Here is a 20,437-nt window from a genome sequence, read left to right on the forward strand (position 1 = left end):
AGACACCAAGCGTCCGCGCTGTGAGGATCGGGTTGCGTAGGCTGCCGGGCAAGCCTTCCAAAGAAAACCTAAGGCCTAAGCTCGGCGCTGAACCGGCTTAGTAGATTGGGGCGAAGCGCGGCGCCAAGCCCGCAGCGCATGCGCCGTGGGAGCCAGAAAAAGCAGCATCAGCCCAGCGCCTAGTAAGTAGAGCAGTACTGGAGTGCCCGTCTGCGCCCGGCCGCCGCTGGGGTAGGCAAACGAGTGCACGCCGCGCCAGTCCAGCAGCAGCCCTAGCCCAATAAAGCTCAGCCCAACCAGCTGCCCCGTGAAAATACCCAGCAGCTGCCGCCACCGTGGTGCCCCGGCGCGGCCGCTGCCCTGCTCGCGGATTGCGGCCATCAGTCCCATGGAGCCAAAGGTACGCGCGGAGTTTCTGCGCGGCGCAGTTTCGGTAAGCTGGCCCGGCTGATATACTTGCATTTGCTTTGACCCCGAGCTTGCTATGGGTACCAGAACCAAAGTCGGCTGCTCGGTGCGCTAGCCATTGGCTATGGCTCCGTGCATATGTGCCTGCAGCACCGCTATTCCGACGCGGTGCCGGACCGGATTCGCGCGCTGGCGCCGCAGTCGGCAGCGGCGGTGCGGGCTCTGCCGGCCGGGGCGTCCGTGCTGGTCGAAGGCACCGTTGCCGAAACCAATGCCAAGCACAACTACTCACTGGTGGCTTACGTGCTTAGCAGCGGGTTGAAGCTGTCGAAAAACGAGCCCGGCCATTGGATTGAGGACGATGACTGGGTAGCGCCCCGGTTGCAGCTGACCATTCCAGGAGGGAGCGTAATGCTGGAGCCTACGCCCTGCGCGAAACGCCGGTGGGCAAGCAAACCAAGCTGCACCACTACAGCGGCTTCGACCGCCAGGCCAAGGTATTTGCCGTGGGCACGTGTACAGCCCAGGGCACCATCCAGGCGCAGGGCCTGTACGGTGGCACCCGAAACCGGTTCCTGCTCAAGAGTACCGGCGAAACCTGGGCCACCTATTTCACCGATTTGTTTGCCATCGGCTTGGGTACCCTCATGATTGGCCTGACGCTCTGGGCCACCGGCGGGCGAGTGGAGCCGCGCCGCAAACCCGTGTCTGCCGGCTAATTACGCGGCCGCGTCGGCTTCCTGCGTCTGCTGGCAGCAGTTCTTGAACTTCTCGCCCGAGCCGCAGGGGCACGGGTCGTTGCGCCCCAGGCGCTTGGGTGCCTTCTTCAGCAGCCGGCGCGGGTCGAAGCGGGCGAAGCGCAGACCGGGGTCTTGCCGGAAGGTGCGCGTCAGCAGTTCGTACAGCTGCGGGTGGTGTTGCTCCAGCTGCTCGGGCTTCTCGAAGAAGTATTCAAGTACCACCGCGAAAAACTCAGCGGTGCTCGTGCCGCCGTAGTCCCCGATGGTGGACTTGCCGGCCCGAATCTGCTCGATTTCCTCGTGCATTACGCGCTGCCACTCGGGCACCAGCTCCCGCGGCAGCATCAGCAGCGGGATGCCGTCGATTTGCCCGTCGGCCTCGTCCAGCAGGTGCGCAAACTCGTGGATGCCCACGTTCTGCTTGTCCTTCGCGTCGCGGAAGCCCTGCTCCAGCGCCGCCTTCGACAGGCGCATGTAGTGGTCATGCTGAAAGTTCTGCACTGAGCCGAGCAGGGTACCTTCCAGCGGGGCCACTTCTTTGCTTTCGTCGCGGGGCAGCTGCCAGGCGTCCGGAAACACCAGCACTTCGCCCAGGTTGTTGTACTCCCAGCCGCCACGGAAACCAAAAATGGGAATCACGGCCGAGCAGGCCACCAGCAACCGCGTGGTGTCGTCGATGCCGGTTTTGATGCCGGTAATGCGCGTCTGGCCCAGAAATAACTGCACCTGCTTTTCAAAGCGCAGTTTTTCGGTATCGGTGAGGGCGCTGTAAAAGGCGACTCGCTCCGTAAGAATGGTGCGCCAGTCCTCGGGGAAGGGCTGGGCCAGCAGCCGGGCCCGGTGGCGCCGGCCGCCCGTGGCGAAGCGGTAAATCAGAAAAACGATGCCGGCCAGCACGGCCAGGCCCAGTAAGTACTCCATAGTTGCCGGAGGAACGGGGGCGGAGTGGTTTGGTTGCCGACCGGCTCAGCAAGCTTCCGGCCCTAGGTGCGCGTGCAGCCGCTCGCGCAGCAACTCGATCAGGACCGGGTCCTGAAACTGGTACTTGTCGGGAATGCGCAGGCAGATAACGGGCTTACCCTCCAAGGCATCGGCAAACTTATCGCGCAGGCGGTCGGCGTGGCGCCGCTCCATCACAAACACCACATCGGCCCAGCCCAGGTGGCCGGCCGTGACGCGCACCCGCGCACCGGGCTCGGTGCCCGCCGAGCGCGCCTCATAATCCGCGTGCTGGTCGAACAAGTGCTCGGCCGTGAGGCTGCGCCAGCGGTTCTGGCTGCAAATAAACAGCAGGTTACGCATGGGCGGCTAAGCTAATGAGGCTACTGCTGCGGCCCTTGAGAAGGGGGCGGCCAGCATACGTTACCGCACTTCCGTCACGCGAACTTTCTTGCCCTTGATGCGGGCTCCGGCCATGCTGTCCTGCACGGCGCGCCCGGCCTCGCGGGGCACGGTGATGTAGCTGTAGTGGTCGAACACCTCGATGCGGCCGATGGCTTCGCGCTCCAGGCCGGCCACGTTTACCAGCGCCCCCACCAGGTCGTGGGCGCTGACTTTCTCCTTGCGCCCCGCCGATACGTGCAGGGTAACGGTAGTGGGCTTGGGCGTTTTGGCAGCCGGCGGCAAGGCCGGGGCGTGCAGCGGCGTCCAGTTGATTTCTTTGGCTACGGCCCAGCGCTGCACCAGCGCCTGCTCGGTGGGAGTGGCCAGAATGTAGGCAGTGCCCTGGGCCCCGGCACGGGCCGTGCGGCCGGCGCGGTGCTGGAAGGTGTCGGCCTTTTCGGGCACCTCAAACTGGATAACCGTGTCGAGGTCGGTTACGTCGATGCCGCGGGCGGCCACGTCGGTAGCTACCAGGGCCAGGGCCGAACCGTTGCGCAGCTTCAGCAGGGCTTTGTCGCGCTCGGGCTGGGGCAGCTTGCCGTGCAGCGCCTCGGCAGCAATGCCACGGCTGCTCAGGAAGCGGGCCAGTTCCTCGCAACGCTGGCGGGTGTTGCAAAACACCAGGGCGCGGCCGGTTTCGGGCTTTTGCAGGATGTGAAACAGTGCGGCGGGTTTCTTTTCTGTGGTGCCGACCTGACCCAGCAGCGTCAAGGACTCGGGCAGTGCCTCGGCCTGCGCATCGGCTTGCACGTGGCGCGGGCGGGTGAGGTTCTTGCGCACCAGCTCCAGCACTTTCTCGGGCATGGTAGCCGAAAACAGCAGCGTCTGGCGGCGGCGCGGCAGGCGCTGCACGATGTTGGCCAGCGCCTCCTGGAACTTCAGGTCCAGGAGCTTATCCGTTTCGTCGATGACGAGCAGCTGCAGCTTGTTTGGAATGATGGTGCGCCGGTCGAGGTGGTCGAACAGGCGGCCGGGCGTGGCCACTACCACGTGCGGGGCCTGCTTGAGGCTCTTGGTTTCTTCCTGAAAGCTGTGCCCGCCGTAGAACGCGGCTACGCGCAGGTTCGGCAGGTACTTGCCCAGGCGCTTGAGCTCGTCGCGCACTTGTAGCGCCAACTCGCGGGCCGGCACCAGCACGATAACCTGCACCGCGTCCTGCGTCACGTCGAGCTGCTGGAGCAGGGGCAGGCCGTAGGCGGCTGTTTTGCCCGAGCCGGTGGGGGCCTGGCCCGCAATGTCCTGCCCGGCCAGTACCAGCGGCACCACCTGCGCCTGAATAGCCGTGGGCTGCTGGTAGTTTAGCTCCGCCAGGGCACGCAGCAGCGGCTCGGCAAGGCCAAGGGAAGTAAAATCGGGGGCGGCAGAAGCGGCGGTAACGGGGGCGTCAGACATCGAAGCGAAATAGCAAGCAGGGCGTAAAGGTACGAAACCCACCGCCGGCCCGCGGTAGCCCCGTCGGGATGGTAGCCAAATGTGGCCTTAGGGTGCAGTTGTCCTACCGATGCCGCAAGTCCGGGACTCGGTTTATGGGTCATTGGTAGTGGCTGATTGCGCCGGAGTGGTGGGCTTTACTGCGGGGCATCGGGCAGCTCCCGACCCTGCCGCCTGGCGCGGCGGTGCCGGGCAGGTAGCCCCGGCGCGGGCTTTTCGGCGGGCTCGGGCAGGTTCACGAGCCGGTAACGCACGCCCGAAGGCTTGGGCCGCAGCGGGTGGCCGGCGTACTGCGCATACACCTTCGTGAAGCTGGCGCCGAAGTAGAACATCATGGCCGAGTAAAACACGAACAGCAGCAGTAGTACTACCGACGAGGCCGGCCCGTAGATCGGGCCGAGGTTACGGGGCTTCAGCAGCAGGTGCAGCACCCGCTCCCCCAACTCAAACAACAGCCCGGTGAGCAGCGCCCCGCGCCACAAGGCCGTCCAGGGCACGTGCGCGTGGCTGAGGTTGCGGAAGGCCAGCCCAAACCAGGCCGTCAGAATCAGCAGCGACACGACGTTGTTCAGCCCCTGCACCAGCAGCAGCACCAGCGTCATGCCGAAGCCAGCCACCAGGTCGCTGAACACGTGCAGGGCCGAGTCGGCCACGATGGCCGCGACGGCCAGCACGGCCGTGGAGGCCAGCGCCGAGGCCGAACGCATCCGTTCGCGCAGCACGCGGCCAAAGCGGCCCTGCTGCCGGCGCGGGCGCACCTGCCACAGGTCGTTGAGCGAGTTCTGGATGACAACGAACAGGGTGGTGGCCACAAACGTCAGAAACGCAAACCCCAGAACCGTGACCCAGCGGCTGCGCTCGATGTTGGTCACGTTCGACACGATTTGCTCCAGCAAGCCGGCCCCGGTGGTGCCAATCAGGTCGGCAATTTTCTGCAGCAGCAGGCTCCGCACCTGGGAGGCGGGGTAGAGCGAACCGAGCACGCTGACAAACAAAATCAGAATCGGCGGCAGGGCAAACGTGGTGAAAAAGGCCGTAGCTGCCCCCAGCCGCAGCGGGTCGTGGGCCGACAGCTCGCGGCCGGCGCGGCGCAGCAGCGTAAAGAAATCGGGCCAGCGGTGGTGCAGCCGGCCGGTGGGGCGTACTTTTGTCATGCCAAGCCGGAGGCGCGGCAACCCCACGGCGGGGAAGCGCGAATAGTGGTTTGAAACGCGGCGGGCCCCGGGCCTGTTATCCGCAGCCAATCGTTTGGCCCCGCGCTGTTCTTGTTGATTAGATGTCGTCTGCTGCTTCTCCTGCTCCTTCCGGGTTTTTCCGCCGCCGTGTGGTCGACCCGTTGCTGAATCAATTGCGCCAAGGCTTGTCGCCGGCCAAGCTAGCCCTGACGGTAGCCCTCGGGGCTTCTTTCGGGCTGGTGCCCCTGCTGGGCGTGACCACCGTGCTCGGCACGGCCGTGGCCGTGTGGCTGCGCCTGAACGTGGGCGCGCTGCTGCTCGTCAGCCACCTGCTCAGCCCCATTCAGATCATGCTGCTGCTGCCTTTGCTGCGCTACGGCGCCAGCTTGCTGGGCGGCCCGAGCGGCAACCAGATTACGCTGGCCCGGGTGCAGTACCTGCTCAGCCACGACTGGCAGGCGGCGCTGCAGCTGTTCTGGCGCGCCGAAGTAGGGGCGCTGCTGCTGTGGCTGCTCGGCGCCATTCCCATCACGCTGGCCCTGTACGCGCTGCTGTTGCCCTTGTTCCGGCGGGTAGAGCGTCGGCAGGCCGAGAAGGCTGCCCTGGAAGCCGAATAACGAGTGGCTCCCAAAAAGAACGTCATTCCGAGCTGAGGGCCTGGAATGACGTTCTGCATTAGCGAGGCACGAAAGCCTTTAGGCCTGCACGCGGCGGTAAATGGCCTCCTGCTGGCTGAAGAACTGCGTGAGCGGCTCGTTGGGGTCGGGGCTGAGACGGGCCACGTCGATGGCGTCCTGCTGCAGGTGCGCCTGAATCACCGGGCCGAGCTCCTGCAGGAAGTCCATGTCTTCGCCATCGACGTTGAAGGCGAGTAGTAGGCGTGAAGGAGCGTCTTCGCCTTCGATGACTACCCCGGCCAAGTAAGCAGCCTCGATGTGGGCGTGCTGGGCGCAGAAATCACGCAGGGCGGTCTGCAGTTCCTCCGGCACCTCCGCGAATGGCACCAGCTGGGCCTGCGGGCCTTGCTCAGCGCCTTCGGGTACGGAGAAGATGCGGCCCGACAGCAGATCAGCAATTTCCGGGGCTACCAGCAGCTTGCCGAACGGCGAGAAGGGGTTGAGCACGCACTCCGCGTCGTTGATCATGCGGAAGAAGCCTTCGCCCGGCACGCGCAGGAACGATACTTCGCCCTGAATGGCACCGCCATCGTAGACGCGCGCTTCGGAGGAGAAAACCGGGATGCGGCCGTCGTGGAGCACGTGCAGCTGCACCTCGGTGCCCTCGGTCACGGTCACTTCGCCGGGTTCGGCACCTTCCGGGGCATTGGTCAGCACGATGAGTTCGGCGTGCAGCAGCTCGTGGTAGAAGGCGAGGCGGTACTGCGGGTCCTGCGCGGCCATCAGCAGCGCATTTTCCAGGTTGTTGCTGGGCTCGAAGGGCAACGGCATCGGCTCCGGTTCCGACATGGGCGGAATCATGGGCGCCGGCGTGTGTTCGAAGCTGGGCTGCATCTCAGCCGCGCTCTTGGCCGCGAAGGCCGGGCGCTGGTAACGCGGGCCGCCGGCCGCCGGCTTGGGCGCTTCGGGTTGGGCGCTTTCGGTAGGAGCGGCGGGCGAAGCCGGTGTAGCAGGTTGCGAATTGGCAGGCGGCGTAGCGGCGGGCTCGTCGCCGGGTTTTTTCTTTAGAAAGTCGAACAGACCCATGATGCGGTAATCGAATGAAGATGCAAACTAATCAGGATTGGGCGAACAACCAGCCGATGAGCTGGCAAACCCAGCGGCAAGCTGCTCCAGGGCGTGAAAGAGCCCGGGTTTAGCGTCCGTCGGAGCCGTTGCACGGGCCCAGCAGCTCGCTGACTTCCCGGATGGTGTGCTTGGCGCCGCGGTTGCCCCAAGCCGTGTGCAAGTAATTGAGCAGGTTGGTAATCTGCGAGTCGGTGAGGTCTTCGTGGCCGGGCATCACCTGGTTGTAGCCCACGCCATTGACCACGATGGGCCCCTGCTGCCCGCGGCGGATCAGGCAGGGCAGCTGGTTGCGGTGCTTGGCGAGGTAATCCGAGCCGGCCACCGGCGGTATCAGGCGCTTCAGCCCCTGGCCCTGCTCGCCGTGGCAGCTGGCGCAGTGCGTAGCGTACAGGCGCTGCCCCTCGTTCTGGCGGTCGGTGAAGCAGGCCGGCAAGGCCAGCGTCACGGCGGCCAGCGCGGCAACCGGGCGCAGCAATGCGGTGGTAGGGCGGAGCGAAAGGCGGAAGGGCATAGGCACGTGGGAGGTCAGCCCCCAGACGGCGGCGTTGCAGTAGCCGGCCGGGGGCGAGCCGGCGGATTACTTGGCGGCGGTGGCTTTGGCCGGGGCTACTTCCTCGAGCAGGCGCGGCAGATCCTGCAGCAGGCGGTCCACTTCCTGCGCGTTTACGCCGTCGTACATCCCCCGGATGTGGCGCTGCGGGTCCACCAGCACGAAGGCACCGCTGTGCACCGCGCCGCCGGGCGCCGAGGCATCGCGCTGGGCCGCTACCATGTACTGGCCGGCCAGGCGGAAAATGGTGTCGCGCGGGGCGGTGGCGAAGTGCCACTGCTGGGCCGTGGGCACCCCGAGGCGCTGGGCGTAGTCGCGCAGCACGGGCAGCGTGTCGTGCTCCGGGTCGATGGTGTGCGAAAGGAAGGCTACGCGCGGGTCATTCTTGTATTTCTCGTACACGCGCAGCATCTGGCTCTGCATCTTGGGGCAGATGCTGGGGCAGGTGGCGAAAAAGAAGTCGGCGATGTACACCTTGCCGGCAAACGTAGCCGGCGTAACGGTGACGCTGTCCTGATCAAGCAGGGTGAAGGCCGGCACCTTGGGGTACACCGTGTCGCCGGGAGCCAGCACTTCCGGCTCGCCCAGGATGGGCAGGCGGGCCGCCTGAGCGGGTTTGTCGGCGTTGAGCTGGCAGGCGGGCAGCAACATGGCAGCCAGGGCCACGCCCAGCAGGGGGCGTAGAAGCGAGAATCGAAGCATCATCAGTGGGTGGGGCCGGTGGCACGAAGCACCACGCGGGCCGAGTCAATACTCTGTTGCATCAGAACACCCACCGAGTCGATTCGGTGCTGCTGCGCGGCCAGATAAGCCATGGCCCGCTCGTGGCGCGTCGTGTCGGCGGGGCGGTGGTACTGGTGCATCCACTGCATCATGCCTGCGTCGGCCGCCTGCAGCGCCTGTCGCCGGCGCCCGGCCAGCACGGTATCGGGTACCTTGGTTAGTTGCTGGCGCAGCTGGTAAAGCTCGTCCATGCGGGCCATCAGCTCGTCGTGGCGGGCCATAAGTTTCTGCTCGGCAAAGGCGCGCTTTTCTTCGTCGCTTTGCAGCTGCAGGCAGCCCGCTACAAGCAGGCCCAGCAGCGGCAAGGCCTGCCGCCAGCCCAAGGTACGTTGGTGGGTATTCACGGCCGCAAAGGTAGCCCACCGCGACGGATGTTAGCCCGCCCAGTAATGATTTACCCCGTGTGCCGCGCAGGGCGCAGGTTTAGTAAGTCCAGTGCTGCTGGCCGTATTCCCACAGCCACAGCAGCACTTTCCACGAGCCCCAGGCCACGAGGGCGAACATAGCCAGCAAGCCCACTAACAGGGCCGCGATGAGCCCGGTGCCACGGCCCTGGTACTTGCCCTCGCCGTAGTGGCGGCGCAGCAGGCGCACGTTCCGCTCGTTGCTTTTGTAGGCGAAGTCGAAGAAGTTGCCGATGACGGGAATGCTGCCTACCACTGTGTCGAGCAGGATGTTGAGCACCATCAGCACCACCACCTTGCGCGAGGCCCCGTGGCGCACCATGGTCACGATGAGGGCGGCGGAAATGGCAAAGGTGCCCAGCTCGCCCACCACCGGGATGAGGCCCAGGATGGGGTCGAGGCCGAAGCGGAAGTTGGTGCCGGGCAGCCGAAACTGGCTGTCCATCAGGCGGGCAACCTGGTTCACCCACTGCAGACGCGCATCGGTATCGGCGGGGCTGGTGGCTGAACGCAGGCGGGCGTATTTATTGGGCAGGGAAGTGTCCATGAGGATGGGGGAGAGGTTGTCCGTTTCTACGCAAACCAGCCCGGCAGGTACACCTTGGCTGGTGCAGCTTTGCCAGGGCTTTGGTGGAAAGTGGGCTTGGCCGAATGGGCGGACAACGCGGAAAAATTGCCGCCGCTTACCCCGGAGCCAATCATTTTACCGGCTTCGGCGGTTATCTACTGTTATTCCATTCTTTACTTCTTCCAAACACCGCCCCACATGAGCACTCTTCCAACGCGCACCCTGGGCCAGGGCCTGCAGGTATCGGCCCTCGGCCTCGGCTGCATGGGCATGTCCGATTTCTACGCCGGCCGCGACGACGCCGAAAGCATGCGCACCATCCACCGCGCCACCGAGCTGGGCGTTACCTTCTTCGATACGGCCGACATGTACGGGCCCTTCCTCAACGAAGAGCTGGTGGGCAAGGCCCTGAAAGACCGCCGCGACCAGGTCGTCATTGCCACGAAATTCGGGATTCAGCGCGACCCGAACGACCCAACCAAGCGCGGCATCAACGGCCGGCCCGAGTACGTGCGCCAGGCCGTGGAAGGCTCGCTCCGGCGCCTGGGCGTCGACCACATCGATTTGTACTACCAACACCGCGTCGACCCCAGCACGCCCATCGAGGAAACGGTGGGGGCCATGGCCGAGCTGGTGAAGGAAGGCAAGGTGCGCTTCCTGGGCTTGTCCGAAGCCGGCGCCGATACCATTCGCCGTGCTCACGCCGTGCACCCCATCACGGCGTTGCAAACCGAGTATTCGCTCTGGAGCCGCGACCCGGAAGACGGCATCCTGCAAACGGTGCGCGAGCTGGGCATCGGGTTCGTGCCGTACTCGCCGCTGGGCCGGGGCTTCCTCACCGGCCAGATTCAGAAGTTTGAGGACCTGGCCGCCGACGACTACCGCCGCTTTACGCCCCGCTTCCAGGGCGAAAACTTCCAGAAAAACCTCGATCTGGTAGCCCGCATCAACCAACTGGCCCAGCAAAAAGGCTGCACGCCCGGCCAGTTGGCACTGGCCTGGGTATTGGCCCAAGGCAACGACATCGTGCCCATCCCCGGCACCAAGCGAGTGGCGTACCTGGAGGAAAACGTAGGGGCGCTCAACGTGCAGCTCAGCCCGGAAGATCTGCGCCAAATCGACGAAATAGCCCCCAGAGGTGTGGCCGCCGGCACGCGCTACCCCGCCGAAATGATGCAGGCCGTGGGGCGGTAGCCCCGTGCACGATCAGCCAGCAGCGACGGCACGGGCTGTCATTGCGAGCAACGCTACATCTGGTAGAATCTAGAAAACGACCCCGCCCGAAACTGGTAATGCTAGTTTCGGGCGGGGTCGTTTTTGGTCAGTAGGTATTGCGTCGGCAGTGCTGCTAGAGGAAGGATTGCTTCGCTCTGCTCGCAATGACTGCCGGTGCTGCCGCTGATTGCGGCAGCACCAGATACTCTCAACAGGCATTTACGGGTCGTTACTACTTCTTCGAGGGAAGCAGGTCAATCCAGCCGTCTTCGCTCACTACCACGGCCAGCGTGGCGTAGCGGGCCGATTCCACGTAGCGCAAGGCCGAGTTGTAGCGCGAGCCGCGCGAGGAGTCGCCCTTTTCCGTGGCCAGGCCGTCCAGAATGGCCCCAATGGCGAAGCAGGTGCCGCGCGGGTCGATGAGTACAGCCCCGTCGATGTTGGTGACGAGGCGCAGCACGGAGGGCGTCATGAAGCGCGGCGCCACCCGGAAGCTTTGGCGCGTGAGGCGCTGGGCTTCCAGGCCGGCGTTGTCGGAAACCACCAGAATGGTGCCGTGCGACTGGGTGGTGGCCTGCAACGTCAGCTCCCACAGGTTCGTGACGGCGTTGTCGTCCAGGGCGGGCCAGAGGCGGCGGATGGTGTCGGCAAAGGTCTGCTCGTTGATGCGGCTTTTCGGCAGCCGCGGCGTGCCCGATACCACGCGCATCATCACGTGGTCGGCGTAGCTCAGTTCCCAGTTGTGGTGGGTGGTAAAGCGCACCTGAAACAGCGGCTCGTACAGGGCATCGGAGGGCTCCACCAGGTAGCCGAGGCCGAATACGTGGGCCGCGTCGGACACCAGTGCCGTGCGACCTTCGCTCATCTCCAGGAGCTTGCGGATGGAACGATGGTCGCGCAGGGGCACCGGCATTTCCAGCGTCAGCACCGGCACCACGGCTGGGTGGTTGCGCCGCGCGATGAGCATGGTGCCGTGCACTTCCTGGCCTTCGTGGCGCAGGGCGGCCACGCCGTTGCAGGCGTCGTAAAGGCCGTGGTTGCCGCCCGCGGGGCCCTGCATAAAGCGCCGGCCCGCCGCGCGCAGCAGCTCGTTGTAGTCGCGGTCGAGGATGGGGCGGTCTTCCTCCTGGTCGAGGTCGGAGCCGCGCAGGGCCTTGCTGCACTCCAGCAGGAACTCGCGCACCACCGCGTGCAGCAAGGATTGCGCCCGGGACTCGTGGCTGACCTCGCCCGGCAGGCGGTAATACGTTTTGAGCGCCTCCGTAGAGAGCTGCAGCACGGACATGATGAGGTAGCCGTTGATGAGCACCGGCAGCGAGCAGAACACGCGTTTGCCGTCTTCCTCGGCCAGCGGAGCCAACTCCAGTTCGATGGCGCGGCGCAGCATGCTGTACCAGCGCAGCTTCTCGAAACGGTCCTGGTCGTCGTGCTGCAGGTGATACACCAGCTCCCGGGCACCGTCGAGCTCCAGGGCGGCGGCGCGTTCCTTCACCCGGGCGAAGTGCTCGGGCTGGTAGCGGTGGGTGGGCGGCTCCACACGCACTGCCCCGGGCACATCGGTTTCGCGCGCCGCCGCCATCCCGACGAGCAGCACTTCCGGGCGCAGGTTGCGGTCTAGCAGATTAAAAACTCCCTCGGCGAACAGTTGAGCCGAGACCCGGAACAAACTTTGGTATTCCCACATGCGGCGCAAAACAAGCCTGCCGGCCGCGGTGGACCGCCGGCAATGGCCTAGCTTACGGGAAAGGTACTTCAGAAGGTGCGTGCCCGCGCCAAGGCGCCGACTGGGCCCCAACTTTTCTCCCCGGCATGAGTTGTCAGGAAAGCGACGCAGGGCAAGTACTGGTTGCGTAGTGGGTTCGTTTCCCGTAACTTAGAAGAGCAGGTCTGCCCGTTGTTGTCACGCCGCCGAGTATGTTGGTTGATTTACTGTTTGGAGCGTTGTGTGGAATACTGTGGCTGCCGCTGGTCACGGGCTACTGCGCTTATAGCCACGAACGGTCGTTCTGGCTTTGGTTTGGGCTGGGGTTCCTGCTGCCAGGCGTATCCTTTGTGGTACTGCTGGTGCTGCTGTGGCGCGAGCAGCGCAGCCCGGGCTACCGGTTGCTACGCGAAGCCAAACGCATTCTGGCCGAGGCCGAAGCGCACGAGGTGGAGCCGTACGAGTAATAACCACTGCGGGCTAGGCTCACAAGCTGGGCGCGCCTAGCCTTGCAGCCACTGCCGAATGCCCAGCGCGGCCCAGGCCCCCGTGCTAAAGCAGCCCTGCAGCAGGTAACCACCCGTGGGGGCCTCCCAGTCCAGCATTTCGCCCGCCACGAAGGTGCCGGGGCGGCTGCGCAGCATCAGGTGGCCATCCACCGCTGCGAAGGGCACCCCCCCGGCCGTACTGATGGCCTCGTCCAAGGGGCGCAAGCCGGTTAAGAGCAGGGGCACGGCCTGCAGCAAAGCAGCGAGTTGCGCCGGCTCGGTTGGCACGGCGGGTACGGCCTCGCGCAGCAGCGTGGGCACGGGCGGGCCCAGGCGCAGCGTTTGCCGCAGCACTTCTGCCCCCGACAAGCCCCGCCGGGCCTGTTGCAGACGTTTTGCCACGGCCTCCACCGGCAGCTCGGGTTTGAGGTTGAGCAGCAGTTGGGCCGGGGCGCCAGCCGCCAGTGCCTCGCGGATGGCCGGGGTCAGCGCGTACACCGGCGTGCCTTCCAGGCCGTATTCCGTCAGCATGACTTCGCCTCGGGCGGTGGCGCTGCCGCAACTCAGGGCCACGTTCTTAAGCGGGCTGCGGCCTACTTTTGCCCGAAAAAAATCCGACCACGGCACTTCCACCCCGCAGTTGCTCGGCGCGAAAGGCGTCAGGGCCATGCCCGTGTGCGCGGCTAACGATTGGCTCCACGCACCGTCGGAACCCGTCTTGGCCCAGCTCGCGCCGCCGAGGGCCAGCAGCGTGGCCCGCGGCTCGATGGTAAACTCAGTGGACTGCTGCTCGTCGCGCAGCCGCAGACCCGTGGCGCCGTCGAAGCCCAGCCAGCGGTGCCGGGTGTGGAGGCGCACGCCGAGGTCGGCGAGGCGCTGCAGCCACGCACGGAGCAGGTGCGCGGGCTTGTGCTCGGGCGCCGGAAACACGCGGCCGCTGCTGCCCACGTAGGTGCTGATGCCCAAATCGGTGGCCCAGCGGCGCAGCTCTTCGGGACCGAAGTGGGCGAGGAATTGCTCGAAGACCGGTTGCTGCGCGCCGTAGCGGGGGCCGAAGGCGGCGGTCGGTTCGCCGTTGGTCAGGTTGAAGCCGCCGTGCCCGGCCACCAAAAACTTGCGGCCGGGCGTGGCCTGAGCCTCAAACACGGCCACCCCGGGCACGCCGGCTTCGGCCAAATGCTGGGCCGCCAGCAGGCCCGCGGGCCCCCCGCCGATGATGGCTACGGTCGGATTCTGCATGCAGGAAAGGAAAAAAGCCGGGCTTGGCCGCTCGCAAAAGTAACGCCCGCCCGGCACCGCTCGACAGCGTTTTGCCGGGAAGTTCGTAGCATCGGGGCATGGGACCCTACTCCATCCTGATTTACCTCAGCATTGCCGTCATCCTGTCGTACCTGTTCGACATTGCCGCTCGGGCCACCAAAATCCCCTCGGTGCTCATGCTGTTGCTCACCGGCATTGCCCTCAAGCAAGCCGTCGATTACACGGGTGCCCAGGTCGCCCTGCCCGCCGTCACGCTCCAGTTGCTCGGCATCGTCGGGCTGATCATGATAGTGCTCGATGAGTCCCTGAACCTGAAAATCAGCCCCGATAAGGGGCCGTTGATCCGGCGGGCATTTGTCGCGGCGGCCGTTATGTTGCTGGGGCAGGCTTTTGCCATTGGCGGGCTGTTGCAGTGGTACCTGGGGCCGAACGTGCCGTTTCAGAGCTGCCTGCTCAACGCGGTGCCGCTGGCCGTCATCAGCTCGGCCGTGGCTATTCCGAGCGTGGCTGGCCTAGGGGGCGAGAAGCAGGAGTTCATCGTGTACGAAAGCACGTTTTCGGACATTCTGGGCATCATGCTCTTCAACTTCGTGGCCCAGGACAACTTCGCGCAGGGCATTTCGGCTCTCACCTTTACCCGCGACCTGCTGGCCATCCTGGTCGTATCGGCCCTGGCCACGGCCATCCTGGCCTTTCTGCTCCACCGCATCCGGCTGCACGTGAAGTTCTTCTTAGTGCTGGCCTTTCTGGTGCTGATTTATTCGCTGGCCAAAAAGCTGCACCTGTCCTCGCTGCTGGTGGTACTGGTGTTCGGGCTGGTGCTCAAAAACGCCGACCTGTTCCTGCGCGGGCCGCTACGGCGCTGGTTTCAGCTGGAGCGTCTGCAGGACGAACTGCGGCAGCTGCAGAGCATTACCGCTGAGTCGGCCTTTCTTATCCGCACGTTCTTCTTCCTACTCTTCGGCTTTTCCATTTCCCTTAGCAGCATTCTCGATGCGCGCCTGCTGCTGCAGGGCCTGCTCATCGTGGGCGTGCTCACCTTGCTGCGCTACTTGTACCTGCGCTACGTGGCCCGCACCAGCCTCATTCCGGAGGTATTCATCGCCCCCAAAGGTTTGATTACGGTGCTGCTATTCTACAGCATTCCGCAGAAGCAGCTTATCGGTGAAGTCAGCGAAAACATCCTGTTCGTGGTCATCCTGCTCACGGGCGTGCTCATGCTTATCGGGCTGCAGCTGCCCAGCCGGGAAGCCCCGCCGGAACTTAATGAGTACTGAGGCGCAACAAGCAGGGCAAAAACACATGCCCCGCCCAGCCGCTGTAAGCGGCCGCGCGGGGCATGTGTCTTGAGGTGAGCAGAAGCCAGATAGATACCTACTGCGGCTGGTACTTGCGTTTGATAAAATCAAGCATGTCGGGCACGTGCTCGTCGGTTTTGTTGGCTTCGATCTTCCACAGCGCTTCCACCAGCAGCAGCAGCAGGCTGGCTTCTTTGTCGGGTTCGTCGTAGCCCAACGCCTGAAAGGCTTTTTCCAGCAGGGCCGGCACCGGCTGCATAAACCGCTCGTGCTGTTGCCGCGCCGATTCCACGTTGGCCAGCCGGTACTGCAGCTTCCAGAAGTGGGGCTCGGCCTGTACCAGCTTCACTGGCAGGTCGATAACGGCGTGAATGAAGGTGAGCGGGTCCTGTTCGGAAAGCCACCCGCGGTTTTCCTCGATGATGCGCTTGTAGCCACTGCGGATAACAAAGTCCAGTAGTTGGTCTTTGGAGCCGAAGTGTTTGAAAATAAGAGCTTCCGAAACGCCGGCTGCCTTCGCAATTTGCTGCGTGGAGGCGTTTTCGAAGCCTTTTTCCCCAAAGAGCTGCAAGGCTACCTGAGCGATGTGCTGTTTGCGGTTGACTGTGGACATGGAGCTGGATGTTCGGCTGAAAACCGACGCGCTAGGTTATTAGCGGCCAAAGATGGCTAAAACGCTGCAAGTTCGCCGCAATTAGGATTAGTTGCGCGATTTTTTTAGCTCGCCAGCGGCTCCAGCACTTAGCGATACTTTGTAGATGCCGCGAGCGGACCACGCGCGCCGCAACGAGTAGGCATAAAAAGCGGCCGGCCGACTCGGGGTTTCCGAATCGGCCGGCCTTGGGGTTCGATAGGTCAGCTCTGCCTAGGTTGGCGACTGATTCTCGATGGGTTCCGGATGGGGTGGGACAACATCCGGTAGAACAGAACGTGGTAGTAAGCTAACTAGCAACTAGTGGGAGTCATTGCCCGTTAGCGAGAGCAATATTACGCAAAGGTTTGCATACGATAGTAAGTGTTAGCTTACTTTTTTTTGTGAGTAGTCACTCACCTTTGGTTTGTAGGCTGTGTAATGCATTGGGAGTAAGATTTATAAGCAGCTGAAAAATTTTTCATAGTTGCGCAATAAATTCAAGGTCGAGAATACTGTATGAAGCAACTCAATAGAGCTGGCGCCAAAAAAGCCCCAACGCATTGCGCCGGGGCTTAGGAAAAGCAAGGAAGCTTCGGGGTTACTTAATTAGGCCGCTTGGTCAAGGAGCTGCGTGCGACCAGTTGGTCGCGCTTGGCACGGATTTCAGCCAGCCCCAGATTGTGGACGCTGCCCAAGTGCGTCGTCTGAAATTCGCGGTGGGGCTGGTAGCTGCCGTCCTCCACGGCGTGGCCTACCTGCTTATAAGCCTCCCGAAATGGCGTGTCGCTTTGAATCAGCTGGTTGATGTTTTCGACGGTGAAAATAGCGTCGTACTTGGCCTGCTCCACCAGGTTCGGCTTGATCTTCAGCTCGGGCAGGGCAAAGAGTACAATATCGAGGATGTCCAGAAACTGCGTGAGCGGCTCGAAGAGCAGTTCCTTCAGAATCTGGAAGTCGCGATGGTAACCGCTGGGCAGGTTGTTGGTCGCCAGAATGATGGTATTGGGTACGCCCTGCAGCGCGTTGCAGCGGGCCCGGATCAGCTCAAACACGTCCGGATTTTTCTTGTGCGGCATGATGCTGCTGCCCGTGGTAAAGGCCGCCGGCAACTCCACGAAGGCCAAGTCCTGAGAGTTGTAAAGCACCAGGTCATAGGCCATTTTCGAGAGGGTAGCTGCGGCGCCCGCCAGGGCAAAAGCCACCGTTTTCTCGGTCTTGCCGCGCAGCATCTGGGCGCCCACGCTGCTCACCGCCAGGCTGCCGAAGCCAATTTCCTGGGTGGTCTGTTGCCGGTCGATGGGAAAGGAGGAGCCGAAGCCGGCACCCGAGCCCAGCGGGTTTTGGTCGGCCACGGTGTGAGCCGCCTCGAACAGAGCTAGATCCAGCAACAGGTGCTCGGCGTAAGCCGAAAACCACAGCCCGAAGGAGCTGGGCATGGCCGCCTGAAAGTGCGTGTAGCCCGGCATCAGGTCCGTCTGGTGCTGCTCGGCTTTCTGCAGCAGCACCTCCACGAGTTGCAGCATTTTGGCCGCGGCGCGCTCGGTGTAGTCCTTCAGAAACAGCTGAATGGCCGTCAGCACCTGGTCGTTGCGCGAGCGGGCGGTATGAATCTTCTTGCCCGCGTCGCCGAACCGCTCGGTGAGGTAGTACTCGATCTTGGAGTGCACGTCCTCGAAGCTCTCGTCGATGGTGAACGTGCCCTGCTCGATGTCGACGGCCAGTTCCGCCAGACCCTGCTGCAACTGCTCGTTTTCGGCGGCCGAAATCAGGCCCACCCGCGCCAGCATGCTGGCCTGCGCCTTCGAGGCCTGCACATCGAACTGCGCCAGGTACATATCCAGCTCCCGGTCGCGGCCGACGGTGAACTGCTCAATCTTCTTATCGACGGCAATGCCTTTGTCCCAGATTTTCATGTGTCAGTGGTGGAGTTCCGGGCGTGAACCGGAGTTCGGTGCGACGTAATTAATGGCTTCGCCGCGGAAGGCCAGCACCCTGCGCTACAGCTGCAGCCCTTCCAGCAGCTCGATGTAGCCACGAATACCGCCGCGAATTTCGCTGAGCAGGATGTATTCGTCGGGGGTGTGGGAGCGAGCGGAGTCGCCAGGACCGATTTTGACCGTGTCGAACGGCATCATCGACTGATCCGACAGCGTGGCCGATCCGAATGTTTGGCGGCCTAGCGCTACGCCGCGGCGCACCAGCGGGTGCTGCGGCGAGATGCGCGAGGAGTTCAGGTGGGTCGAGCGGGGCTTTACTTCGGCTTGCACGTGCTGCTGCACCAGCTCGACGACCTGCTGATTGGAGTAGCACTCGTTGGTGCGCACGTCGACCACGAAGCTGCAGCGGTCGGGCACCACGTTGTGCTGCGTGCCGGCCTGCACCTGCGTTACGGTCAGCTTCACCGGTCCGAGCAGGGGCGATACTTCCGAAAACTGATAGCTGCGCAGCCAGTTAATATCGTCTACGGCTTTGTAAAGCGCGTTGTCGCCTTCGTTGCGGGCCGCGTGGCCGGTACGGCCGTGGGCCGTGCAGTCGAGCACTACCAAGCCTTTTTCGGCAATGGCCAGGTCCATCTGCGTCGGCTCACCCACGATGCCCAACGCCAGCGGCGGCAGCAGGGGCAGCACGCTGCGGATGCCGCCGCCGCCCGAAATTTCTTCTTCGGCCGTGATGGCGCAGATGAGGTTGTAGGCCAGGTCGGTACGCTCGTAGAAGTGTAGGAACGTGGCCAGCAGACTCACGGCCGAGGCGCCCGCGTCGTTGCTGCCCAGGCCAGTAAGCTTGTCGTCCTCCACTACGGCCCCGAACGGATCGTAGGTCCACGACGCGCCGGCTTTTACCGTGTCGTGGTGGGAGTTGAGCAGGATAGTAGGGTTGGCGGGGTCGAAATGACGGTTTTGGGCCCACACGTTGTGGCCCACCCGCTGGGGCTCCACGCCGTGCCGGCGCAGGAAAGTCACCAGCAACTCCGCCGTTTGCGCCTCTTCCCGCGACAACGACGGCGTTTGGATCAGCGCGATGAGCAGCTCGATGGCCGCGTCCTCCAGCGCCTCGGTTAGCTGCGGCATAGCACAGTTTTGACGGGCGCGTTGATTTTCAGCGCGTGCTCAATGACAACTTTTTCTACGCCGGCTTCCAGCGCCGCAAAAGCGTTGTCCAGCTTCGGAATCATGCCCGCGGCAATGACGCCTTCGGTCTTGAGCTGCTGGTACTGCTCGGGCCCAATCTGGGGAATGACCGAGCTTTCGTCGTTCAAGTCGCCCAGTACGCCGTCCTTTTCGAAGCAGAAATGCAGCTCGACCTCGTAGGCCGCGGCCAGGGCCCGGGCCACGGTGCTGGCAATGGTGTCGGCATTGGTGTTCAGCAGCTGGCCGTGGCCGTCGTGGGTGATGGCGCAGAGCACGGGCGTCAGGCCGGTTTCCAGCAGCGTGCTGAGCAGCGTCGCATTGACGCTGTTTTCGGGCAGGTCGCCCACAAAGCCGTAATCAATGTCCTTGACCGGCCGCTTCACGGCGCGGATCACGTTGCCGTCGGCCCCGCTGAGGCCCAGGGCGTTGGTGCCAGCGGCCTGCAACGCGGCCACCAGTTGCTTGTTGGTTTTGCCGGCGTAAAACATCGTCACCACGTCCAGCGTGGCCGCGTCGGTGATGCGGCGGCCCTGCACCATCTGCGGCTCAATGCCCAGATCTTTGAGCATCTGGCTGGCGCCCTTGCCGCCGCCGTGCACCAGCACTTTACGGCCCTGAACCCGGCCAAACTCCTGCACAAAACGCTGCAGCTGCGCCTCGTCGTCGAGCACGCCGCCGCCTATCTTAAATACTTTGAGTACTTCCTTCATGTGCGTGAACAGACGCCTGCTGGCGTGTGATGTCGGTGCTGATATGGTAAGGGCAGAGCCGCGGGGCAGGGTAGAGGTGCCGGGATGCTCCCGAGGCCCGCATTACTCGCAAAACGGCCGCAATACTACGGGAGTTTTGAAACGATTTTTCAGCGTTTAAACGTTATGGCGGCAGAATGAACACTTGCCTGTCGGCTTTCGCCCAGCCCCGTCGCCTCCTGCTTTCTGCGCTGCTCTCCGGCTCGAACCGGATGAGGCAGCCCCAGGCGAATTCGTCGCGGTTCTCGACCCCGATTTGATACCCCAAGCGGGCGGTTGGTTGCGTTAATTTTTCGCTCTGCCCTGCTTTTTTCGACGTAGGTTTTCAGTCGCAAAACGCCGGTCTCCGTAGAAGTTAGCCAGATTTCTGGCTCAGGTTGCCCGGCCAATGGACGTCTCGTCGCTGCGTGCGGCGCAAAAGTACGTTTGCATTGTAAAGACTGACGAGTATGTTTGCGAAAAATTTCAGGAGTGGTACTCGTTGTCGCTGTCGACAACGCCCATGAACGGAGAGGACTCTAACGACACAAACTGGCTGCACGAGTGTAGGACGCGGTACATGTACTGATGGTGGGTTGACCTGGTCCCCGCCTGAGCGACGCCCCAAGGGCGCGTTGCCCGCCCCAGCCAATCCTCCCCAACTGGCACTTTTCCCGGATACCGGCCGCTCATCGGAGCCGACTGGTCGTTGCGACAACTCCCCGGGGAGCTGCTTCGCGCCGCGTACCGCTAGCGTACATCTGCTGTTTTCCTGAACTCCCGACTTTCTTGCCGCG

General features: G+C 63.7%; 21 protein-coding genes. 5 read left to right on the plus strand and 16 right to left on the minus strand.

All coding sequences use genetic code 11. The annotated features are described in order from the left end of the window. Nucleotides 1-75: 75 nt before the first annotated feature. Nucleotides 76-381 carry a hypothetical protein gene (locus B0919_RS08170; RefSeq protein WP_139361991.1) on the minus strand — a complete coding sequence of 102 codons (306 nt, stop codon included), beginning with the start codon at nt 379-381 and terminating at the stop codon, nt 76-78. 470 nt (nt 382-851) lie between these two features. On the opposite strand from B0919_RS08170, the gene B0919_RS08175 reads away from it, so the two are divergent. Then, a complete protein-coding gene (locus B0919_RS08175) occupies nt 852-1,127 on the plus strand; it encodes a hypothetical protein (protein WP_078011751.1) in 276 nt (91 codons plus the stop codon). Here the strand turns inward: B0919_RS08175 and B0919_RS08180 are convergent, their stop codons facing one another. The 4 genes from B0919_RS08180 to B0919_RS08195 all read right to left on the minus strand — a co-directional run bounded on the left by B0919_RS08180 (nt 1,128) and on the right by B0919_RS08195 (nt 5,116). After that, nucleotides 1,128-2,069 (minus strand): M90 family metallopeptidase, encoded by a 942-nt coding sequence (locus B0919_RS08180; RefSeq protein ID WP_078011752.1) that lies wholly within the window; start codon nt 2,067-2,069, stop codon nt 1,128-1,130. A gap of 45 nt (nt 2,070-2,114) precedes the next feature. Then, the gene (locus tag B0919_RS08185; protein WP_078011753.1) at nt 2,115-2,450 is read right to left on the minus strand and encodes a low molecular weight protein tyrosine phosphatase family protein; all 336 of its coding nucleotides are present in this window, start codon (nt 2,448-2,450) and stop codon (nt 2,115-2,117) included. A 60-nt stretch (nt 2,451-2,510) separates the two neighbouring features. Beyond that, on the minus strand, nt 2,511-3,923 hold the full coding sequence (locus tag B0919_RS08190) for a DEAD/DEAH box helicase (protein WP_078011754.1): 1,413 nt from the start codon (nt 3,921-3,923) through the stop codon (nt 2,511-2,513). A gap of 176 nt (nt 3,924-4,099) precedes the next feature. Then, nucleotides 4,100-5,116 (minus strand): YihY/virulence factor BrkB family protein, encoded by a 1,017-nt coding sequence (locus tag B0919_RS08195; protein WP_078011755.1) that lies wholly within the window; start codon nt 5,114-5,116, stop codon nt 4,100-4,102. A 122-nt stretch (nt 5,117-5,238) separates the two neighbouring features. Between B0919_RS08195 and B0919_RS08200 the strand changes: the two genes are divergently transcribed. Further along, nucleotides 5,239-5,754 carry a DUF2062 domain-containing protein gene (locus B0919_RS08200; RefSeq protein WP_078011756.1) on the plus strand — a complete coding sequence of 172 codons (516 nt, stop codon included), beginning with the start codon at nt 5,239-5,241 and terminating at the stop codon, nt 5,752-5,754. A gap of 78 nt (nt 5,755-5,832) precedes the next feature. Here B0919_RS08200 and B0919_RS08205 read toward each other — a convergent pair whose 3' ends face one another. The 5 genes from B0919_RS08205 to B0919_RS08225 all read right to left on the minus strand — a co-directional run bounded on the left by B0919_RS08205 (nt 5,833) and on the right by B0919_RS08225 (nt 9,166). Continuing rightward, nucleotides 5,833-6,840 (minus strand): enhanced serine sensitivity protein SseB C-terminal domain-containing protein, encoded by a 1,008-nt coding sequence (locus tag B0919_RS08205; protein WP_078011757.1) that lies wholly within the window; start codon nt 6,838-6,840, stop codon nt 5,833-5,835. A 109-nt stretch (nt 6,841-6,949) separates the two neighbouring features. Next, nucleotides 6,950-7,393 carry a c-type cytochrome gene (locus B0919_RS08210; RefSeq protein WP_078011758.1) on the minus strand — a complete coding sequence of 148 codons (444 nt, stop codon included), beginning with the start codon at nt 7,391-7,393 and terminating at the stop codon, nt 6,950-6,952. Between the two features lie 66 nt (nt 7,394-7,459). Then, nucleotides 7,460-8,137 (minus strand): SCO family protein, encoded by a 678-nt coding sequence (locus B0919_RS08215; RefSeq protein ID WP_254846516.1) that lies wholly within the window; start codon nt 8,135-8,137, stop codon nt 7,460-7,462. Further along, nucleotides 8,137-8,559, minus strand: coding sequence for a hypothetical protein (locus tag B0919_RS08220; protein ID WP_139361992.1), 423 nt, complete (start codon nt 8,557-8,559; stop codon nt 8,137-8,139). The genes B0919_RS08215 and B0919_RS08220 overlap by 1 nt, the downstream gene beginning before the upstream one ends. 79 nt (nt 8,560-8,638) lie before the next feature. After that, nucleotides 8,639-9,166: a DUF4112 domain-containing protein gene (locus B0919_RS08225; RefSeq protein ID WP_078011760.1), complete on the minus strand. Its 528-nt coding sequence runs from the start codon at nt 9,164-9,166 to the stop codon at nt 8,639-8,641. A gap of 219 nt (nt 9,167-9,385) precedes the next feature. On the opposite strand from B0919_RS08225, the gene B0919_RS08230 reads away from it, so the two are divergent. After that, complete coding sequence (locus B0919_RS08230) at nt 9,386-10,381, plus strand: aldo/keto reductase (RefSeq protein ID WP_078011761.1); 996 nt, start codon at nt 9,386-9,388, stop codon at nt 10,379-10,381. Nucleotides 10,382-10,634: 253 nt separating this feature from the next. On the opposite strand, the gene B0919_RS08235 is transcribed toward B0919_RS08230, so the two are convergent. Further along, complete coding sequence (locus B0919_RS08235) at nt 10,635-12,086, minus strand: diadenylate cyclase (RefSeq protein WP_078011762.1); 1,452 nt, start codon at nt 12,084-12,086, stop codon at nt 10,635-10,637. A gap of 230 nt (nt 12,087-12,316) precedes the next feature. On the opposite strand from B0919_RS08235, the gene B0919_RS08240 reads away from it, so the two are divergent. Next, nucleotides 12,317-12,571, plus strand: coding sequence for a hypothetical protein (locus B0919_RS08240; protein ID WP_139361993.1), 255 nt, complete (start codon nt 12,317-12,319; stop codon nt 12,569-12,571). 36 nt (nt 12,572-12,607) lie between these two features. Here B0919_RS08240 and B0919_RS08245 read toward each other — a convergent pair whose 3' ends face one another. After that, nucleotides 12,608-13,831 carry a TIGR03862 family flavoprotein gene (locus B0919_RS08245; protein ID WP_078011764.1) on the minus strand — a complete coding sequence of 408 codons (1,224 nt, stop codon included), beginning with the start codon at nt 13,829-13,831 and terminating at the stop codon, nt 12,608-12,610. 98 nt (nt 13,832-13,929) lie between these two features. On the opposite strand from B0919_RS08245, the gene B0919_RS08250 reads away from it, so the two are divergent. Continuing rightward, nucleotides 13,930-15,129 carry a cation:proton antiporter gene (locus B0919_RS08250; RefSeq protein WP_078011765.1) on the plus strand — a complete coding sequence of 400 codons (1,200 nt, stop codon included), beginning with the start codon at nt 13,930-13,932 and terminating at the stop codon, nt 15,127-15,129. A gap of 97 nt (nt 15,130-15,226) precedes the next feature. On the opposite strand, the gene B0919_RS08255 is transcribed toward B0919_RS08250, so the two are convergent. The 4 genes from B0919_RS08255 to argB all read right to left on the minus strand — a co-directional run bounded on the left by B0919_RS08255 (nt 15,227) and on the right by argB (nt 19,622). Continuing rightward, on the minus strand, nt 15,227-15,763 hold the full coding sequence (locus B0919_RS08255) for a TetR/AcrR family transcriptional regulator (protein WP_078011766.1): 537 nt from the start codon (nt 15,761-15,763) through the stop codon (nt 15,227-15,229). Between the two features lie 623 nt (nt 15,764-16,386). Next, nucleotides 16,387-17,697, minus strand: a complete 1,311-nt coding sequence (argH, locus tag B0919_RS08260; RefSeq protein WP_078011767.1) for an argininosuccinate lyase — start codon at nt 17,695-17,697, stop codon at nt 16,387-16,389. Nucleotides 17,698-17,781: 84 nt separating this feature from the next. Beyond that, nucleotides 17,782-18,852: a M20 family metallo-hydrolase gene (locus tag B0919_RS08265; RefSeq protein ID WP_078011768.1), complete on the minus strand. Its 1,071-nt coding sequence runs from the start codon at nt 18,850-18,852 to the stop codon at nt 17,782-17,784. Continuing rightward, complete coding sequence (argB, locus tag B0919_RS08270; protein ID WP_078011769.1) at nt 18,840-19,622, minus strand: acetylglutamate kinase; 783 nt, start codon at nt 19,620-19,622, stop codon at nt 18,840-18,842. The genes B0919_RS08265 and argB overlap by 13 nt, the downstream gene beginning before the upstream one ends. Nucleotides 19,623-20,437: the final 815 nt, after the last annotated feature.

Source organism: Hymenobacter sp. CRA2 (genome assembly GCF_002007105.1).
Lineage (GTDB): Bacteria > Bacteroidota > Bacteroidia > Cytophagales > Hymenobacteraceae > Solirubrum.

Excerpts from the sequence above, each read along its gene's own strand:
- B0919_RS08170 (WP_139361991.1), bottom strand. The coding sequence starts at position 381 with ATGGCCGCAATCCGCGAGCAGGGCAGCGGCCGCGCCGGGGCACCACGG.
- B0919_RS08180 (WP_078011752.1), bottom strand. The coding sequence starts at position 2,069 with ATGGAGTACTTACTGGGCCTGGCCGTGCTGGCCGGCATCGTTTTTCTG.
- B0919_RS08185 (WP_078011753.1), bottom strand. The coding sequence starts at position 2,450 with ATGCGTAACCTGCTGTTTATTTGCAGCCAGAACCGCTGGCGCAGCCTC.
- B0919_RS08190 (WP_078011754.1), bottom strand. The coding sequence starts at position 3,923 with ATGTCTGACGCCCCCGTTACCGCCGCTTCTGCCGCCCCCGATTTTACT.
- B0919_RS08195 (WP_078011755.1), bottom strand. The coding sequence starts at position 5,116 with ATGACAAAAGTACGCCCCACCGGCCGGCTGCACCACCGCTGGCCCGAT.
- B0919_RS08200 (WP_078011756.1), top strand. The coding sequence starts at position 5,239 with ATGTCGTCTGCTGCTTCTCCTGCTCCTTCCGGGTTTTTCCGCCGCCGT.
- B0919_RS08205 (WP_078011757.1), bottom strand. The coding sequence starts at position 6,840 with ATGGGTCTGTTCGACTTTCTAAAGAAAAAACCCGGCGACGAGCCCGCC.
- B0919_RS08210 (WP_078011758.1), bottom strand. The coding sequence starts at position 7,393 with ATGCCCTTCCGCCTTTCGCTCCGCCCTACCACCGCATTGCTGCGCCCG.
- B0919_RS08215 (WP_254846516.1), bottom strand. The coding sequence starts at position 8,137 with ATGATGCTTCGATTCTCGCTTCTACGCCCCCTGCTGGGCGTGGCCCTG.
- B0919_RS08225 (WP_078011760.1), bottom strand. The coding sequence starts at position 9,166 with ATGGACACTTCCCTGCCCAATAAATACGCCCGCCTGCGTTCAGCCACC.
- B0919_RS08230 (WP_078011761.1), top strand. The coding sequence starts at position 9,386 with ATGAGCACTCTTCCAACGCGCACCCTGGGCCAGGGCCTGCAGGTATCG.
- B0919_RS08235 (WP_078011762.1), bottom strand. The coding sequence starts at position 12,086 with ATGTGGGAATACCAAAGTTTGTTCCGGGTCTCGGCTCAACTGTTCGCC.
- B0919_RS08240 (WP_139361993.1), top strand. The coding sequence starts at position 12,317 with ATGTTGGTTGATTTACTGTTTGGAGCGTTGTGTGGAATACTGTGGCTG.
- B0919_RS08245 (WP_078011764.1), bottom strand. The coding sequence starts at position 13,831 with ATGCAGAATCCGACCGTAGCCATCATCGGCGGGGGGCCCGCGGGCCTG.
- B0919_RS08250 (WP_078011765.1), top strand. The coding sequence starts at position 13,930 with ATGGGACCCTACTCCATCCTGATTTACCTCAGCATTGCCGTCATCCTG.
- B0919_RS08255 (WP_078011766.1), bottom strand. The coding sequence starts at position 15,763 with ATGTCCACAGTCAACCGCAAACAGCACATCGCTCAGGTAGCCTTGCAG.
- argH (WP_078011767.1), bottom strand. The coding sequence starts at position 17,697 with ATGAAAATCTGGGACAAAGGCATTGCCGTCGATAAGAAGATTGAGCAG.
- B0919_RS08265 (WP_078011768.1), bottom strand. The coding sequence starts at position 18,852 with ATGCCGCAGCTAACCGAGGCGCTGGAGGACGCGGCCATCGAGCTGCTC.
- argB (WP_078011769.1), bottom strand. The coding sequence starts at position 19,622 with ATGAAGGAAGTACTCAAAGTATTTAAGATAGGCGGCGGCGTGCTCGAC.